This is a genomic window from Streptomyces sp. NPDC002790 (assembly GCF_040295505.1).
Classification (GTDB): domain Bacteria; phylum Actinomycetota; class Actinomycetes; order Streptomycetales; family Streptomycetaceae; genus Streptomyces.
In genome coordinates, this window is the sequence record NZ_JBEOVM010000001.1 from 79310 (window position 1) to 94653 (window position 15344).

15 protein-coding genes are annotated in these 15344 nt (G+C 70.9%); 6 read left to right on the forward strand and 9 right to left on the reverse strand.

Annotation, left to right across the window (positions count from 1 at the left end; genetic code table 11):
* The first annotated feature begins 25 nt into the window (after window positions 1–25).
* Window positions 26–922 (forward strand): hypothetical protein, encoded by an 897-nt coding sequence (locus ABT004_RS00370; protein ID WP_351330310.1) that lies wholly within the window; start codon window positions 26–28, stop codon window positions 920–922.
* Between the two features lie 41 nt (window positions 923–963).
* Here ABT004_RS00370 and ABT004_RS00375 read toward each other — a convergent pair whose 3' ends face one another.
* Window positions 964–1782, reverse strand: a complete 819-nt coding sequence (locus ABT004_RS00375) for an alpha/beta fold hydrolase (protein WP_351330312.1) — start codon at window positions 1780–1782, stop codon at window positions 964–966.
* A gap of 47 nt (window positions 1783–1829) precedes the next feature.
* Window positions 1830–2501 carry a DUF4097 family beta strand repeat-containing protein gene (locus ABT004_RS00380; protein ID WP_351330314.1) on the reverse strand — a complete coding sequence of 224 codons (672 nt, stop codon included), beginning with the start codon at window positions 2499–2501 and terminating at the stop codon, window positions 1830–1832.
* 250 nt (window positions 2502–2751) lie between these two features.
* On the opposite strand from ABT004_RS00380, the gene ABT004_RS00385 reads away from it, so the two are divergent.
* The 3 genes from ABT004_RS00385 (at window position 2752) to ABT004_RS00395 (ending at window position 5361) form a co-directional block, all read left to right on the forward strand.
* Complete coding sequence (locus ABT004_RS00385) at window positions 2752–3510, forward strand: GbsR/MarR family transcriptional regulator (RefSeq protein ID WP_351330316.1); 759 nt, start codon at window positions 2752–2754, stop codon at window positions 3508–3510.
* 53 nt (window positions 3511–3563) lie between these two features.
* Window positions 3564–4538 carry an ornithine cyclodeaminase family protein gene (locus tag ABT004_RS00390; protein WP_351330318.1) on the forward strand — a complete coding sequence of 325 codons (975 nt, stop codon included), beginning with the start codon at window positions 3564–3566 and terminating at the stop codon, window positions 4536–4538.
* A gap of 91 nt (window positions 4539–4629) precedes the next feature.
* On the forward strand, window positions 4630–5361 hold the full coding sequence (locus ABT004_RS00395; protein WP_351330320.1) for a class I SAM-dependent methyltransferase: 732 nt from the start codon (window positions 4630–4632) through the stop codon (window positions 5359–5361).
* Window positions 5362–5369: 8 nt separating this feature from the next.
* Here the strand turns inward: ABT004_RS00395 and ABT004_RS00400 are convergent, their stop codons facing one another.
* The 7 genes from ABT004_RS00400 to ABT004_RS00430 are packed head-to-tail and all read right to left on the reverse strand — an operon-like array spanning window position 5370 to window position 12944.
* The gene (locus tag ABT004_RS00400) at window positions 5370–6182 is read right to left on the reverse strand and encodes an SDR family NAD(P)-dependent oxidoreductase (protein WP_351330322.1); all 813 of its coding nucleotides are present in this window, start codon (window positions 6180–6182) and stop codon (window positions 5370–5372) included.
* A 4-nt stretch (window positions 6183–6186) separates the two neighbouring features.
* Complete coding sequence (locus tag ABT004_RS00405) at window positions 6187–7680, reverse strand: aldehyde dehydrogenase family protein (RefSeq protein WP_351330324.1); 1494 nt, start codon at window positions 7678–7680, stop codon at window positions 6187–6189.
* Window positions 7677–8525: an ATP-binding cassette domain-containing protein gene (locus ABT004_RS00410; protein WP_351330326.1), complete on the reverse strand. Its 849-nt coding sequence runs from the start codon at window positions 8523–8525 to the stop codon at window positions 7677–7679. Before ABT004_RS00410 ends, ABT004_RS00405 begins: the two co-directional genes overlap by 4 nt.
* Complete coding sequence (locus tag ABT004_RS00415) at window positions 8518–9558, reverse strand: ABC transporter ATP-binding protein (protein WP_351330328.1); 1041 nt, start codon at window positions 9556–9558, stop codon at window positions 8518–8520. The genes ABT004_RS00410 and ABT004_RS00415 overlap by 8 nt, the downstream gene beginning before the upstream one ends.
* Complete coding sequence (locus tag ABT004_RS00420) at window positions 9555–10430, reverse strand: ABC transporter permease (protein ID WP_351330330.1); 876 nt, start codon at window positions 10428–10430, stop codon at window positions 9555–9557. Before ABT004_RS00420 ends, ABT004_RS00415 begins: the two co-directional genes overlap by 4 nt.
* Window positions 10430–11377 carry an ABC transporter permease gene (locus tag ABT004_RS00425; protein WP_351330332.1) on the reverse strand — a complete coding sequence of 316 codons (948 nt, stop codon included), beginning with the start codon at window positions 11375–11377 and terminating at the stop codon, window positions 10430–10432. The genes ABT004_RS00420 and ABT004_RS00425 overlap by 1 nt, the downstream gene beginning before the upstream one ends.
* Before the next feature lie 16 nt (window positions 11378–11393).
* The gene (locus tag ABT004_RS00430; RefSeq protein ID WP_351330334.1) at window positions 11394–12944 is read right to left on the reverse strand and encodes an ABC transporter substrate-binding protein; all 1551 of its coding nucleotides are present in this window, start codon (window positions 12942–12944) and stop codon (window positions 11394–11396) included.
* A 122-nt stretch (window positions 12945–13066) separates the two neighbouring features.
* On the opposite strand from ABT004_RS00430, the gene ABT004_RS00435 reads away from it, so the two are divergent.
* Window positions 13067–14497 (forward strand): amidase, encoded by a 1431-nt coding sequence (locus ABT004_RS00435; RefSeq protein ID WP_351330335.1) that lies wholly within the window; start codon window positions 13067–13069, stop codon window positions 14495–14497.
* Complete coding sequence (locus ABT004_RS00440) at window positions 14494–15270, forward strand: FadR/GntR family transcriptional regulator (protein ID WP_351330337.1); 777 nt, start codon at window positions 14494–14496, stop codon at window positions 15268–15270. The genes ABT004_RS00435 and ABT004_RS00440 overlap by 4 nt, the downstream gene beginning before the upstream one ends.
* Window positions 15271–15344 lie beyond the last annotated feature (74 nt).

The window sequence follows — 15344 nt, forward strand, 5'->3', positions numbered from 1 at the left end:
GCCCGGGTGTCGTCCAGGAGGTCACATGCGCATCGGGGCGGTTCGCCGCGGCAGGCTGACGGCGGGGGGCGTCCTGTCCACCATCGGGCTTGTCGCCGCGGCCGCTTGCGGCAGCGGGAAGGTGGCGGAGGGCGGCGGGGACGCGCTCGCCGAGCGGGCCCGGCGGGTGGCCGACGCCTGGGACGGCTCGTCGGCGGCCGCGGCGTGGCGGGCCGGCTACCACCCCACCGGGGAGGCGGTCCAGCTCCCGCGCGGCGGCCTGCGCGGCGTCGCCGACCAACAGGCGTACGAGCGACAGAACTTCAAGGTGCGCGGCACGCTGCCCGGAGCCGGGGCGAAGGACGGCAAGGTGACCTGGGCGGCGGCAGGCGGCGAGTCCGTCACCCGGCCCCTGGTGGGGGCGAAGGAGGCGTACGAGAGTCCGGCGGGGCTGCGTGTCGATGGAGTGCCACAACTCATGGTCGAGCGTGTGGAGTTGGGTCGGATGAGGATGTCCACCAGTCGCGGTCCGGCATCGGTTCCCGCCTGGGTCTTCACCCTCGCCGGGTACGCCTCCCCGCTGAAGCAGGCCGCCGCCGTCCCGTCGAAGACCCCCCGGCCCCCGATCGAGGCGGCCCACGACCTGCCGGGCTTTCCGCTCGACCGCCTGCTCCGGGTCTCCGCCGACGGGCGCGCGGTGACCGTCGTCGCCATGCACGGTGTGTGCGCCGACGGGCCCGCGGTGGACGTGTTGGAGACTCGCGGCAGCGTCGTGCTGTCCGCCTCCGTCACCGGCCGGGAGGACGACCGGAACTGCACCTCGCAGGGGAAGTTGGAGCGGGTCGAGGTGCGGCTGAGCAAACCCCTGGGCGAGCGTGTCCTGCTCGACGCGCACTCCGGAAAGCCGGTTCCCTACCGGGGCACGAACGGACTCAACCCGTGAGTACGGCGACCCGGAGGAACCGGGCCGCCGTAGGGGGGGTGTCACCGACGCTCGGCGTCCAGCGCCGCGACCTTGCGGACGGCCTCGGCGATGGCCTGGTGGTCCTTCTTCAGGATCGCCCCGTGGTTGCTGGCGACCTTGGCGTGGATCTCGATGTGCGCGTTGCGGGCGGTCACCTCGGCGAGACCGGCACGGATGCGCTCCTGCTCGTCGCCGCGACTGCCGAAGGACGAGCCGGAAGCCACCACGTAACTCGTAGGGACAGTGATGGCATCGAGCACCGCGCCCAGTTCGCTCTTGCCGCCGATCCTGCCGAGTTCGATGTTGCTCTCGGCCATCTGCGCGGCGGACATCCGCGGGATCAGGCCCGTCGGTCGGACCAGTGGCGCGAGCCGACCGACGCGCCGGAACAGCTTCCGGACCCGCGCCTCCATCACCTCGTCCATCCAGTCGTAGGGTTGCGCGCCGTCGACCAGGACCGCGCCGATGGCGCGCTCCGGGTTCCGGCTCGCCCAGTGCGCGCCGACGTACGCGCCGTAGGACCAGCCCACGATGAGCGCCCGGTCGACCCCCCTGGCGGCGAGCACTGCGTCGACGTCACGGACGGCGGCCTCGAAGGAGTAGTCCGCCGAAGTCCCCGACTTCCTGCCGCGGGCCCGCTCGTCGTAGGTGATGTGCCGCCACCGCGGGCCGAGGTCGGCGAGGACCCGGCGCCAGTAACCCTGCGTGGCGAACTGGCCGTTGAGGTAGAGGACCGGGATGCCGGGGCCGCCGGAGTCGGTGACGGCGAGGGCGGTGTCGTCGACCTGGACCATGCCGGTCCACGGAGCGGCGGCCGAGGGTGCGGTGCGGTTCGTCATGGCTTCTCCTGGTGCGACGGATCGGTGGGTTGGTGGGTCGGGTGGTGTCACAGGCTGCGGGCGGTGATGTCCCCGTGGCCGGTGGTCGCGTGGACGGTGAGCTGGGACTTGGCACCCTCGGAGTTCGTCAGCGAGTTGTGGATCCGGCCGTAGCCGGTACCCGCGTCGAGGGTGGCGGAGACACCATGGGCGGCTTCGACCGTCACGTTGCCCATCTGGGTGTTCAGTTCGAGCGCGCCCGATGTGGCCTCGGCGATGCGGATGTCCCCCTTCTGCACCTTGATGTCGGCGGGACCGGTCAGCCGGCCGACCGTAACATCACCGGCGTAGGAGGACAGCCGCACGCCCGCGGCCTCGTCGATCTTCACGGCGCCGTGCGCGCCCTCGCAGGCGAGCTCGCCGAGCCGCCCGACGCCGCGGAACTCCACGGCGGCCGAGATGGTCTCGATGCCGGATCCGGCGGGCAGTTGGACCGTCACCTCGATGGCTCCGGACGCGCCGAGGAGCTGGTTCTTCTCGGCCGGGGCGGCGACCCGCAGGACACCGTCGGCGAACTCGACGGTGGTCTGCTCGGCGGCCTTCACGTCGCGGCTCTTCGAGGAGTCGGCGGGGCGGACATCGACGGTGGTGTCGGCGCGGTCGGCGGCGATGACCTGGACTCGGCCGGCCGGGAGGCGCAGGACGGCGGAGATGGCGGCGGGGGTGTCGAACTTCTGCATTGTGTGCTCCTTGAGCTGTCGTCGTTTCGCCGTTTCGCTGTTTCCGATGAGTGAAAAGCTACGTTGCGTTTCGTGATCCATCAACATACTTGTTGCACTCTAATCCTTTAGTCGCAGGTCATTGTGCATATTTCGTTGCAACGGGTTGCGATCTAACGCAACAGAACGCGCCATTCCGTTGCAACGGGATGGCGGTGAACGCTACGCTGACCCGCGTCAGGTCCACACAGCAGACAAAGAGGTGCTCGCGATGCCGGGAGGCCGACTCACCCAGCAGGAACGGCAACAGATCTCGCTCGGGCTCGCCGACGGGCTCGCCTACGCCGAGATCGCCCGCCGCCTGGAGCGCCCCACCTCGACCATCACCCGCGAGGTGATGCGCAACGGCGGACCCAACTCCTACCGCGCCGACCTCGCGCACCGCGCCACCGAACACCGCGCCCACCGCCGCAAGCAGGCCGCCCCGCGCGAGCCCGCGGGCTCTTCGGGGCGGGACGACGAGGCGGTGCGCGCGTACGAGGAGACGTTCACGACCCTCCTCATGGGGCAGGGGCTGCCCAAGATGACGGCGCGCGTACTGACGTGCCTGTTCACCAGCGAGGCGGGGGGCGTCACCGCGTCCGAGCTGGTGCGGCGCCTGGACGTCAGCCCGGCCTCCGTCTCCAAGTCGGTGGCGTTCCTCGAGGAACAGGGCCTGATCAAGCGCGAGCGCGACACCGGACGCCGCGAGCGCTATCTCGTCGACGACGACGTCTGGTACCAGTCGTCGGTCGCGAGCGCCCGCGGCACCGCGCAGATCGCCGAGGTCGCACGGCAGGGCGTCGGGATCCTCGGCCGCGACTCCGCTGCCGCCGCGCGGCTCGAGAACATCGCCCGCTTCAGCAAGTTCATGAGCGAGAGCATCCTCCGCGCCGCCGACCAGGTGCGCGAAATCCTGCACACGAAGCCGGAGTCGGAGTCGGAAGAGAACACGGGCACGGACGCGGACGCGGCGGGGCCGGTCCACTGACCGTCCGGCGATACGGTGATCAACCGTCCTCGCCCACGCGAAGAGGAGCACAGGTGCAGAAGGCCGACAAGACGCAGAGCGACCAGCCGTCGAGGATCGAGTACATCGGCGCCGCCGAGCTGACGAAGCTGCTGCCGCCCCGCGAGGCGGTCGCGGCGATCCGTGAGGCACTCTTCGGCGACCTCGACCCGACGGCCGCGGGACCGCCCCGCTCGATCCTCGAACTCCCGGATGGTCAGGGCCAGTTGCTCGCCATGCCGTCCGCGTCCGAGTTCGGTGTCGGGGTGAAGGCGATCTCGGCCGTCCCCGCCAACGCCGACCGCGGCCTGCCCCGTATCCAGGGCGTCCATCTCGTCTTCCGCCCGCCGTCGTACGCACCCGCCGCGGTCGTCGACGGAGCGGCGCTGACCACACTGCGTACGCCTGCCGTGTCGGTGGCGGCGGTATTGCCGCTGCTTACCCGGCCGGGGCGGCGGTGGCGGGTCGTGGTGTTCGGCGCGGGACCTCAAGGGGCCGGTCACGTACGGACGTTGCGGGATGTCGGCGCCGATCTGGACGACGTGACCTACGTCGTACGGGACCCGTCGCGGGTGGATCCGGCGCTGGTCGGGGACGACCGGGCGGTGGCGACGGCGGACGCCGAGGCGTGGGTGCGGCGCGCCGATCTCGTGGTGTGCGCGACGCCCTCCCCCACCCCGCTCTTCGACTCGGCCCTCCTAGGCGACGACGCGGTCATCCTGGCCGTCGGTTCGCACGACGCAGACGCCCGCGAGGTGGACTCGGCCCTCACGGCCCGCGCCCAGGTGATCGTGGAGGACGTGGACACGGCGCTGCGGGAGTGCGGCGACATCGTGATCCCCGTGGCGGAGGGTGTGCTGCCGGCCGCGCGGCTGCTCCCCATGGCACGGGTCGTACGCGACGAGTCGCCGTACGCCACGGACCGGCCCGTGCTGTTCAAGGGTTCGGGGATGGCCTGGCAGGACGCGGTGGTGGCGGACGCGGCGGTGCGTGCACTCAACTCGCCCTGAGCCGACACCTCGTGGGACACGCGCACATGCAATGCCGAGTAGCCGAGTAATGGACGAGACAGCGACCCCGGCCGCGCCTACCGTCGACCCCATGGCTGACGCATGCTTCGGACACCCCCGGCTCGCCGCGATCTACGACCTCCTCGACCCCGACCGTGGCGACCTCGACGCCTACCTCCGAATCGCGGAGGATTTCGAGGCGCGCCGGGTGCTCGACATCGGGTGCGGCACCGGGGTCTTCGCGCTCCTCCTGGCCGCCCGCGGCATCGAGGTCGTCGGGGTCGACCCTGCCGCGGCCTCCCTGGACGTCGCCCGTGGCAAGCCCGGCAGCGAGCGGGTGCGGTGGGTCGAAGGCGACGCCACGACCCTCCCGCCGCTCCGGGTCGACCTCGCCACCATGACGGCCAACGTCGCCCAGGCGATCGCCGACCCATGGGCGTGGCAGAGCACATTGCGGGGCGCCTACGAAGCCCTGCGCCCCGGCGGACACCTCGTCTTCGAGACCCGCGATCCGGCACGCCGCGCCTGGGAGGAGTGGACCCTCGACCACACCCGTCAGGTGACGGACATCCCCGGCGTCGGGCCGGTCGAGACGTGGATCCAACTGACCGACGTGGACGGCCCGTTGGTGACCTTCCGCCAGACCTTCGTGTTCGCCTCGGACGGCGGCCGGACCCTGACCTCGGACTCGACGCTGGGCTTCCGGGGCAGGGAGGAGGTCGAGCGGGACCTGCTCGCGCACGGCTATGCGGTGACGGACGTCCGTGAGGCGCCCGGCCGCCCGGGGAAGGAGTTCGTCTTCGTGGCGCGGCGCCCGCTGTAGGGACCGACTCAGCCCGGTGGTGTGTACCGGCCGTCGATCGCCGTCCAGCCGCCGTCCACGAACAGCTGGCTGCCTGTCACGAAGGACGACGCGTCGGAGGCCAAGTAGACGACAGCACCCGCCAGTTCGTCGGGGCGGGACCAGCGGCCCAGGGCGCTCTTGTCGGCGTACGCGGCGGACCACTCCGGGACAGCGCGGATCTGCGCAGTCAGTGGGGTGGACACGACGCCCGGTGCGATGGTGTTCACGCGCACGCCGGACGGGCCCAGTTCGGCCGCCGCCGTGCGCGCGAGCTGGACGAGACCCGCCTTGGTCGCCGCGTACACACCCTGACCAGGTTCCACCGTCACGGCGCGGATCGAGCTGAAGCCGATGATGCTGCCCCGGCCGCGCTCCTCCATGCCGCGGCCGAACGCCCGCACCAGGTCGAAGGAGGCGCGCAGGTTGAGGGACACGACCCGGTCGAACTCCTCCGACGTGTAGTCGAGGAGGCGTTTACGGACGTTCGTCGCGGCCGTGAAGACGAGGATGTCGACCGGGTCGAGGTCCTCGGCCGCGCGACCGACCGCTTCGACATCGAGTACGTCCAGCGCGTACGCCGACATGCCGGGGGCCAGCGACGCCGACTCCTCGGCCGCCTTCAGGTCGCGGTCCGCGCACACCACCTGCGCGCCGTGCGCGGCCAGCGCCAGCGCACTCTCGCGGCCGATGCCACCGCCCCCGCCCACCACGACCGCCTTGCGACCGTCGAGGCGGAACAGGCTTGCGTAGTCGGTCAGTTGCGTCGGTTGCGGGGGTTGCGGGGAGTCCTGGGGCGTCACCGTGTCACCAGTCCTTCTTCGTCGTCGGGCGGATCACTGCCATCCGGGTCACCGTCAGTTCGTCGATCGCGAACCTCGGCCCCTCGCGGCCCGCCCCCGAGTCCTTCACGCCGCCATACGGCATGGTGTCGGAGCGGAAGCCGGGGACCTCGTTGACGATCACGCCGCCCGCCTCCAGGCGCTCCACGGCGGCGAACGCCGTGTCCAGGGAGGCGGTGTAGACGCTCGCGTGCAGCCCGTAGCGCGAGTCGTTGGCCAGGGCGAAGGCCGCGTCCATGTCCGGGACCGAGCGCAGGCACACCACCGGGCCGAAGACCTCCTCGCTCCAGACGGGCAGTGCAGGGTCCGGGTCCAGGAGGAGCACAGGACGCATTGCGCCATCCGTGATGTCACCGCCCACGGCGAGCACCGCACCCGACTTCACCGCCTCCTCGACCCACGTACGGACACGGTTCGTCGAGCCCTCGTCGATCAGCGCCGACACACGTGTCTCCGCGTCCCTCGGGTCGCCCGTCGCGATCCCCGGGATGCGTTGCTTCAGGAGCGCCACGAACTCCTCGCGCACCGCCTCCTCCACGATGACCCGCTGCACACTGATGCAGGCCTGCCCGGACGCGTAATAGCCGCCGCGCACGACCGCGTCCGCGGCGGCGTCGAGGTCGGCGTCGGCAGCCACCAACAGGGCGGCATTGGAGCCGAGTTCGAGGAGCGTCTTGGTGGGGGCGGCGTCACGCGCGATGCGGTGGCCGACGGCCGCGGAGCCGGTGAAGGAGACCGCGCCGACGCGGCGGTCCGTGGTGAGTGTCTCCCCCACCTCCGGGCCTCCGGTGACCAGTTGCACCGCCGACCGTGGCGCCCCGGCCTCCGCCAGTGCCTCGCGCAACAGGTGGACCAGCCACAGCGTGGCCAGCGGCGTCTGCGGGGCGGGCTTGGCGATGACCGGGCAGCCGGCCGCGAACGACGGTGCGAGCTTGTGCGCGGCGAGGAGCAGCGGGTAGTTGAACCCGGCGATGCCGACGACGACGCCGATCGGCTTGCGCGTCCAGAAGCCGAGCAGCCCCTCGCCCGACGGCAGCAGGTCGAGCGGCACCGTCTCGCCGTGCAGCCGAGCCACTTCCTCGGCGGACGTGCGCAGCGTCAGGAGCGTGCGGGCCACTTCCACCCGGCAGTCGACCAGGGGCTTTCCCGTTTCCAGGACGAGGAGGCGCTCGAAGTCGGCGCGGCGGGCGGCGATCGCGTCGTGCGTCGCCTGAAGGGCCGAGCTGCGGATGTGCGAGGGCAGGGCGCCGACGCGCGTGCGGATCGCGACCGCCTCGTCAAGGGCCCGGCGGGCCAGCGCCGTGTCGCCGACGGGCGCGCGGCCGATGACCGACCCGTCGTACGGGAAGCGCACGGCCTCGCTCGCGGGCGCCGGAAGCCAGGTGTCGCCGATGGGCAGTCCGTCGGGGAACTCCGCCAACAGGGCTTCCACGCCCGCGGGTTCTAGGTGAGAGGTCATGCGGGGCGCTCCTGATTGAGGTCGGCCGCCGTCACTCCGGCCAGCGCCTTCTCCAGCGTGGGCACGGCGGCGATCAGCCTGCGGGTGTACGGGTGTTGGGGGTTCTCGTAGAGCTCCTCGGTCGGCCCGCTCTCGACGATCTCGCCCGCCTGCATGACGGCGACGCTGTCGCACACGTGCCGTACGACGGACAGGTCGTGGGAGACGAAGACGAGGGTGAGGTTCAGCTCGTCGACGAGGTCGGCGATGAGGTTGAGGACCTGCGCGCGTACGGACACGTCCAAGGCGCTGACCGGCTCGTCGGCCACGATGATGTTCGGGCGCGGGGCCAGGGCGCGGGCGATGGAGATGCGCTGGCGCTGGCCGCCGGAGAACTGGTGCGGGTAGCGGCGCGCGGCGTCGGCGCCGAGGCCCACGGAGTCGAGGAGTTCGGCCACTCGCTCCTTGCGGTTCCCGATGCCCTGCGCGACGAGTGGCTCCGCCACGATGTCGCCCACCTTCATCCGTGGGTCGAGCGAGCTCATCGGGTCCTGGAAGACGAGTTGGAGGCGCTCGCGGACGAAGCGGAGTCGCCGTTCCTTGAGGCGCGTGATGTCACGGCCTTCGACCTCGACGGTCCCGCTCGTCGGCTTGTCGAGCCCCGCCAGGATGCGCAGCAGCGTCGACTTTCCGCACCCCGACTCCCCCACGATGCCGAAGCGCCCGCCGCGCGGCACGGAGAAGCTGACGCCGCGCAGCGCGTGCACGGGCTGGGAGGGCGTGCGCAGGGAAGCGCGCGGTCGGTGGTAGTCGCGGGTGACGTCGGTGACGCGGAGGGCGTCGCCGGTTGTCTGCTGTTCAGCCACGTCCTGCCTCCTGGGGGTCGGCGGTGCCCGCGTCCCGTACGCCGCCGTGGCCTCTCGGCACGGGGTGGAAGCACGCGTAGCCCGCGTCAGGGCCCGTCGCGGTCCACGCGGGGCGGGTCGCACACAGGTCGGTGGCCTTGGTGCACCGGTTGCGGAACACGCATCCTTCGGGAAAGGCGCCGGCCGATGGCACCGAACCGGCGATGGTGGCCAGTCGGCCGCGCTCGTCGACGGCCGTCAGGTCGGACGCGCCGATCAGGCCCTGGGTGTACCGGTGTCTGGGGCGTGTGAACACCTCGCGTACGGGACCGGATTCGACGATCCGGCCGCCGTACATCACCATGACGCGTTCGCAGGCAGTGGCAACCACGGCCAGGTCGTGCGTGATGAACAGGAGCGCCGAGCCGCGGTCCTTCACCCCGCGCACGATGAGGTCGAGGACGCGGGCCTGCACGGTGACGTCGAGCGCGGTGGTGGGTTCGTCGCACACCAGCAGTGCGGGGTCGTTGGCGAGGGCGATGGCGAGAACGACGCGCTGGCGCTGGCCGCCGGAGAACTGGTGCGGGTAGCCGCGCGCCGCGGCCGCCGGGTCCGGCAGGCCCACCTGGTCGAGGAGTTCCACGGCCGCGGCGTGCGCGGCGGCGCGGTCGGTCCGGGTGCGGTGGATGAGCAGCACCTCGGCGATCTGCCGGCCGATCCGCATCGTGGGGTTCAGGGCGGTCATGGGCTCCTGGAACACCATGGCCATGTCCTTGCCCCGTACGCGGGACATCCGCGCCTCGTCCGCCCCGACCAGGTCGTGGTCGACCCCGGCGAGCCGCACCGAGCCAGTGGCGTGCAGCCCTTCGGGGAGCAGTCCCATGAGGCTCAGCGAGGTCAGGGACTTGCCGGAGCCGGATTCGCCGATGAGGCCGACGCGTTCACCGGAGCGGATGGTGAACTCGACGTCCTGGACCAGTGGTTGGCCGCCTGCGGTGGTCACGTCGAGCCCGTGGACTCTCAGTACGTCGTCGCTCGCGGCAGCGGCGCTCATCGGTGATCCTCCACCTTGGGGTCGAAGCGGTCGCGCAGCCCGTCGCCGAGCAGGTTGAATCCGAGGACGGCCACCGCGATCGCGAGGCCGGGGAAGACGGCGAGGCGGGGCGCGGCGGCGAGGAGTTCCTGGCTCTCCTGGAGCATCCGGCCCCAGGACGGGGTGGGCGGCGGGGTGCCGAAGCCGAGGAAGGAGAGCGCGGCCTCGGCGAGGACGGCGATGGCGAAGCCGACGGAGGCCTGCACGATGATCAGGCTGCTGACGTTGGGCAGTACGTGGCGCAGCGCGATGGCGAACGGTCTGCGTCCGGCGGCGCGGGCGGCCAGTACGTACTCGGTGCTCATGACCTGGAGGGTGCCGCCGCGGATCAGGCGGGCGAAGCCGGGGATGGAGGCGATGCCGATGGCGACCATGGCGACGCCCGTCCCCGCTCCGTATACGGCGGCGAACATGATGGCGAGCAGCAGGGCGGGGAACGCGAGGATCAAGTCGTTGCCGCGCATGAGGAGTTCGCCGAGCCGGCGCGAGCCCATCCCGGCGAGGATGCCCAGCGGGACACCGACGACTGCGGCGACGCCGACCGCGACCAGGCCGACGTAGAGCGTCGTCCGCGAGCCGATCATGATCTGGCTGAAGACATCACGCCCGAACTTGTCGGTGCCGAACCAGTACTCGGCGGACGGGTCCTGCATCCGCACGGCGGGGTCGACCAGCGTCGGGTCGTGCGGCGTCCAGAGGAAGGACAGCAGGGCCACCGCGACCACGAGCGCGACGACGATGCCGCCGACAAGGAGGGAGCCGGGCAGGGGCCTGCGGCGGCGACGTACCGACACACCACCGTCCGAGATGTTCGAGATATTCGAAGCAGCCATCACCCACGCACCCTGAGTCGGGGGTCGATCAGCACATAGGCCAGGTCGACGAGGAAGTTCACGAGCAGCACCGCCGCCGCGAGGATCATGACGACGTCCTGCACGACGATGAGGTCCCGGCCGGCGACGCTGTCGAGCAGGAGACTGCCGAGCCCCGGAATCACGAAGGCGCGCTCAATGACGACGGCGCCGACGAGGAGTGTCGCCAGTTGCAGCGCCAGGACGGTGACGACCGGCACGGCCGCGTTGCGCAGCCCGTGCCGTACCAGTGCCTTCATCGGGCGCAGGCCTTTGGCGCGGGCGGTGCGCAGGTAGTCCTCGCGCAGCACGTCGAGCACGGAGCTGCGGACGTAGCGGGTGAGGACGGCGGCCTGTACCAACCCCAGTGACAGCGCGGGCATCAGCAGTTGCTTGAGGAAGAGCACCGGATCGTCGGCCGGTGGTGTCCAGCCGTTCGCCGGCAGCCAGCCGAGCCCCACCGCGAACACGGTGATCATGAGGATGCCCGCGAGGAACGCCGGTACGGCGACGCCCACTTGGGACAGCGCCGACAGCACGAGTCCGGACGGTTTGCGGTGCCGCACCGCCATCAGCGTGCCCAGTGGCACCGCCACGATGCAGGCGATCACCATGCCCGTTCCGACGAGCCACAGGGTGACCAGGAGGCGGTCGGCGAGCTGCGGGCCGATCGGTGTGTGCGAGATGTAGGAGTTGCCGAGGTCGAAGGTGACCAGGTCGTGCAGCCAGCTGACGTACTGGTCGACGAGGGAGCGGTCGAGGCCGAACTGTGTGCGCAGTTGGGACACCGCGGAGTCGGACGCCCCGGTCCCGAGGGCGACGCGCGCGGGGTCTCCCGGCAGCACCGCCATGAACGCGAACACCACGACGGAGCTCACGAACAGGCTCGCCAGCAGGATCGCGATCCGCTGCACCAGACGGACGATCATCGGTTCGGGCCGCCTTTCAGGACCGGTCGGTCCGGCCGGACCGGCTCAGGCCGGTGAGGTCCAGGGATTCGGTGACACTGTTGACCGGCAGTCCTGTGATGTCCGCGTCCGCCACCATCAGGTTCGGCAGCAGGAACAGCCAGTCCGCGGCGGCGTCCTTCGACAGCGTCCGGGCGGCGGCGCGCATCGCGGCGGCCTGCTCCTTCTGGCTGCCGGTGTCCGCCTTCGCCAACAGCTCGCGGAACGCGGCGTTGTCGTAGCGGGTGTAGTACTTCTTGTCGCCGAACACGGCGGGCATGTCACGGGGTTCGACGTGGGACATGATCGTCATGTCGTAGTCGGCGTTCTTGAAGACGGTGGTCAGCCAGGCCGCGGGGAACTCCAGCTGGCTCAACTCGACTTTGAAACCGGCCTGTTCGAGCTGACTCTTGACGACGGTGCCGCAGGCGGCGGCGTACGGCAGCGTCGGAATTCGCAGCCGTACTGTGCGCCCGGCCTCGCCCGATTCCTTGAGGAGCGTGCGCGCCTTGTCCCGGTCGTACGGGTACTGGTCGGTGAGGTCCTGGTACCAGGGGTCGGTGGGCGGCACCATGCTGCCGATGAGCTTGCCTCGTCCGCCCCAGCAGGTGTCGACGAGGGCCCGGTGGTCGATGGCGTAACGGACCGCCTGCCGGGCCTTCTTGCTCTTCATGGGCCCTGAACCGTTGTTCAGCGAGAGCATCACCTCGCCGTTGGTCGAACCCTCGATGACGCGGTACTTGGGGTTGTTCTCGAAGCGGTAGAGGGAGTCCGGTGACTGCATCGCGCCGATGACATCGATGGTGCCCGTGAGCAGCGCGTTGTTCATCGCCGTCGGGTCCTTGAAGTACTTCAGCGTGACCGTGTCGAAGTGCGGTGCGCGGCCCCAGTAGTCCGGGCGGCGGGCGAGGGTGATCGAGTCGCCGCGGTTCCAGCTTTTCAGCTCGTACGGTCCGGTGCCGACCGGGTCGGTGGCGAGCTTGTCGACGCCGGTGCGGCTGAACATGGCGCCCGTGCGGGTGGTCATCCGGTACAGCCAGTCGTTGCTGGGCCGCTTCAGCGTCACCTTCAACTCGTCGCGGGCGACGGCCCGTACGCGGTCGACGACGCTCATCTGTGCCTTGAGTGCCACGGTCCACTTGGGGACGACGCGCTCGATGGAGAACTTGGCGTCCTCGGCGGTGAACGGGGCGCCGTTGCTGAACTTCGCGTTCTTGGTGAGGTGGAAGGTGTACGTCCTGCGGTCCTTCGACAGCTCCCACGACCTCGCGAGCGACGGCTTGATCTTGCCGTGCTGGTCGAGCTTCACGAGGTTCTCGTAGACGTTGTAGAGCAGCGCCTGCGGGATGGCGGCGCCGTCGGTCTTCGTGAAGTCGAGGTTGGCGGGCTCGGCGGTGACACCGACCGCGAGGGAGTCGCCGGGGCCCTCGGGGCGGGATCCGGCGGCGGTGGAACCGGCGGAGCAGGCCGTGGCCAGGAGCAGAAGACAGCAGGCCAGGAGGGGCGCGGCCGTCCGGACGTGGTGCCCGCGCCGTCGGTCCTTGCTCATGCACGACACCTTCCGCCGTAACTGGCCTGACCAGTAAGCTCACTTGACAGGTACCGTGTCGACTTAGGCGGTACCTGTCAAGAGGGTGGTACCTGTCCACCGGCACGAGGGAGAGGGTGCGGATGTCCGCTGAACGGAACCTGGCCACCATGTCCGCCGTCGAGATGACCGCCCGCTTCGCGGATCGCACGGTGTCTCCGGTCGAGGTGCACGACGCCGTGCAGTCGGTGATCGAGGCGCGCGAGGGCGAGTTGAACGCGTTCTGGGTGCGGGACCCCGCCGAGTCCCGCAAGGCGGCAGCGGCGAGCGAGGCACGTTGGGCGGCCGGTGAGCCGCTGGGGCCGATCGACGGCGTGCCGGTGACCCTCAAGGAGAACATCGCCCGCAGAGGTGTCCCGATGCCTTCTGGCAACGCGGGGGTGGAGCCGGTGGTCCCCGAGCGGGACGCGCCGATCACCGCACGGGTCCTGGAATCGGGCGGATCGGTCCTCGGCTCGACCGTCATGCCCGACTGGGGCATGCTCTCCTCCGGTGTCTCCAGCCGGCACGGCATCACCCGCAGCCCCTGGAACCCGGCCTGGACGACCGGCGGTTCGAGCTCCGGGGCGGGCGCGGCGGCCGCGGGCGGGTACGGGCCGCTGCACGTCGGCTCGGACATCGGCGGCTCGATCCGGCTTCCCGGTACGTGGCTGGGCCTGGCCACCCTCAAGCCGAGCGACGGCCGAGTCCCGCTGGACACACCGTACTTGGGGCGGGCTGCGGGCCCGATGGCGCGCACGGTCGCGGACCTGGCCCTGTTCATGCGGGTCCTGAGCAGGCCCGACGCGCGCGACTGGACGAGCCTGCCGCCGCAGGACATCGACTGGTCGCGGCCGCGGAGCGAGGTGCGCGGGCTGCGGGTCGGCCTGCACCTGGACGCGGGGTGCGGAGGCCCGCGGGATCCGGAGGTGGTGGAGGCGGTGCGCAGGGCGGCCGACACTTTCGAGTCGGCGGGGGCGACGGTCGAACCGCTGGAGCCCTTCATGTCCCAGCAGCTCCTGGACGACCTGGACCTGTTCTGGCGGGTGCGCTCCTGGAACGACCTCCGCGCGCTCTCCCCCGAGGCGGCGCTGCGCGTCCATCCGTACATCATGGGCTGGTGCCGCGAGGGCGCCGACGTGCCCGGCACGCGGGTGCTCCGCTGCTACCAGCAGATCATGCGCATCCAGGCCCTGACGGTGGCGGCGACGCTCCCCCACGACATCGTGCTCTCGCCGGTGGCGCCTGTGGCAGCGTTCGCGGCGGAGCAGCCGATGCCGTTCATGGAACCGGGCAAAACGATGTCGCACATCGGCTTCACGGCCCCGTACAACATGTCGGGCCAGCCCGCCGCGACGGTCAACTGCGGCTTCACGGCGGACGGTCGGCCCATCGGCGTACAGATCTCGGGGCGCCGCTTCGACGACCTGGGCGTCCTCCAGGCGGCGGCCTGGTACGAGCGGAACCGTCCGGCCGAGGCCGTACCGCGCTGGCCCGACCGGGCCCCTCAGGGCAAGCAGGAGGAGACGCCGTGACGTCGGCAGACGGCGGGCCACGGTTTCAGCAGGTGGCGCCGGTACGGCTCTACCAGCGGATCGTCGAGCAGATCGAGCAGGCGATCGCGTCCGGGGATCTGAAGCCGGGTCAACGCCTGCCGAGTGAACGTGAGTTGGTCACGCAGTTCGGCGCGAGCCGCCCCACGGTGCGCGAGGCGCTGCGTGTCCTGGAGAGCGGTGGTCTCATCCGTTCCCGCCACGGCGACCCGCACGGCCCGGAGATCCTGCCGTTCACGACGGCCGGACTGGCCAAGGAGATGACCCGCCTGGCCCGCCTCGAGCACATCTCGATGGCCGAGCTGATCTCCTTCCGCATGATCCTCGACGGCTCGGCCGGCCAGCTCGCGGCACACCTGCGCACGGACGCCGAACTGTCCGCGATGGAGGAGACGGTGACGGCGATGACACACGCCATCGACGCGGGCCACGAGGAGTTCAGCACGGCGGACGTGGCGTTCCACGAGGTGGTGGCGCGGGCCAGCCGCAACGCGCTGCTGGAGGTCTCCAACCAGGTCGTCCGCGGAGCGGTCCGCACCCTGATCGCCGACAAGGTCGCCCACGCGGACAACCGCGAGGCCCTGATGCGCACGTCACTCCGCCACCACCAGGAGGTCCTGGAGGCCATCCGCACCCACGACGGCCTCGCGGCGGCCCGCATCTCACGCCGAACGCTGTACGACTACTACGCGGGGTATGTGCCGGAGGAGGACCAGGCACCGTTGCTGGCGCTGGTGGACGGGGAGGAGGACTGATCACCGTGTCAGGCCCAGACAGGTCCGGGTCACGTATCCGATCCGGTGGATCGAATGGGTGAACGGCCCCACCG

What these genes read in the sequence shown, in the direction of transcription:
- ABT004_RS00370 (WP_351330310.1), top strand. Translation starts at nt 26, where the DNA reads ATGCGCATCGGGGCGGTTCGCCGCGGCAGGCTGACGGCGGGGGGCGTC.
- ABT004_RS00375 (WP_351330312.1), bottom strand. Translation starts at nt 1,782, where the DNA reads ATGACGAACCGCACCGCACCCTCGGCCGCCGCTCCGTGGACCGGCATG.
- ABT004_RS00380 (WP_351330314.1), bottom strand. Translation starts at nt 2,501, where the DNA reads ATGCAGAAGTTCGACACCCCCGCCGCCATCTCCGCCGTCCTGCGCCTC.
- ABT004_RS00385 (WP_351330316.1), top strand. Translation starts at nt 2,752, where the DNA reads ATGCCGGGAGGCCGACTCACCCAGCAGGAACGGCAACAGATCTCGCTC.
- ABT004_RS00395 (WP_351330320.1), top strand. Translation starts at nt 4,630, where the DNA reads ATGGCTGACGCATGCTTCGGACACCCCCGGCTCGCCGCGATCTACGAC.
- ABT004_RS00405 (WP_351330324.1), bottom strand. Translation starts at nt 7,680, where the DNA reads ATGACCTCTCACCTAGAACCCGCGGGCGTGGAAGCCCTGTTGGCGGAG.
- ABT004_RS00415 (WP_351330328.1), bottom strand. Translation starts at nt 9,558, where the DNA reads ATGAGCGCCGCTGCCGCGAGCGACGACGTACTGAGAGTCCACGGGCTC.
- ABT004_RS00420 (WP_351330330.1), bottom strand. Translation starts at nt 10,430, where the DNA reads ATGGCTGCTTCGAATATCTCGAACATCTCGGACGGTGGTGTGTCGGTA.
- ABT004_RS00425 (WP_351330332.1), bottom strand. Translation starts at nt 11,377, where the DNA reads ATGATCGTCCGTCTGGTGCAGCGGATCGCGATCCTGCTGGCGAGCCTG.
- ABT004_RS00430 (WP_351330334.1), bottom strand. Translation starts at nt 12,944, where the DNA reads ATGAGCAAGGACCGACGGCGCGGGCACCACGTCCGGACGGCCGCGCCC.
- ABT004_RS00435 (WP_351330335.1), top strand. Translation starts at nt 13,067, where the DNA reads ATGTCCGCTGAACGGAACCTGGCCACCATGTCCGCCGTCGAGATGACC.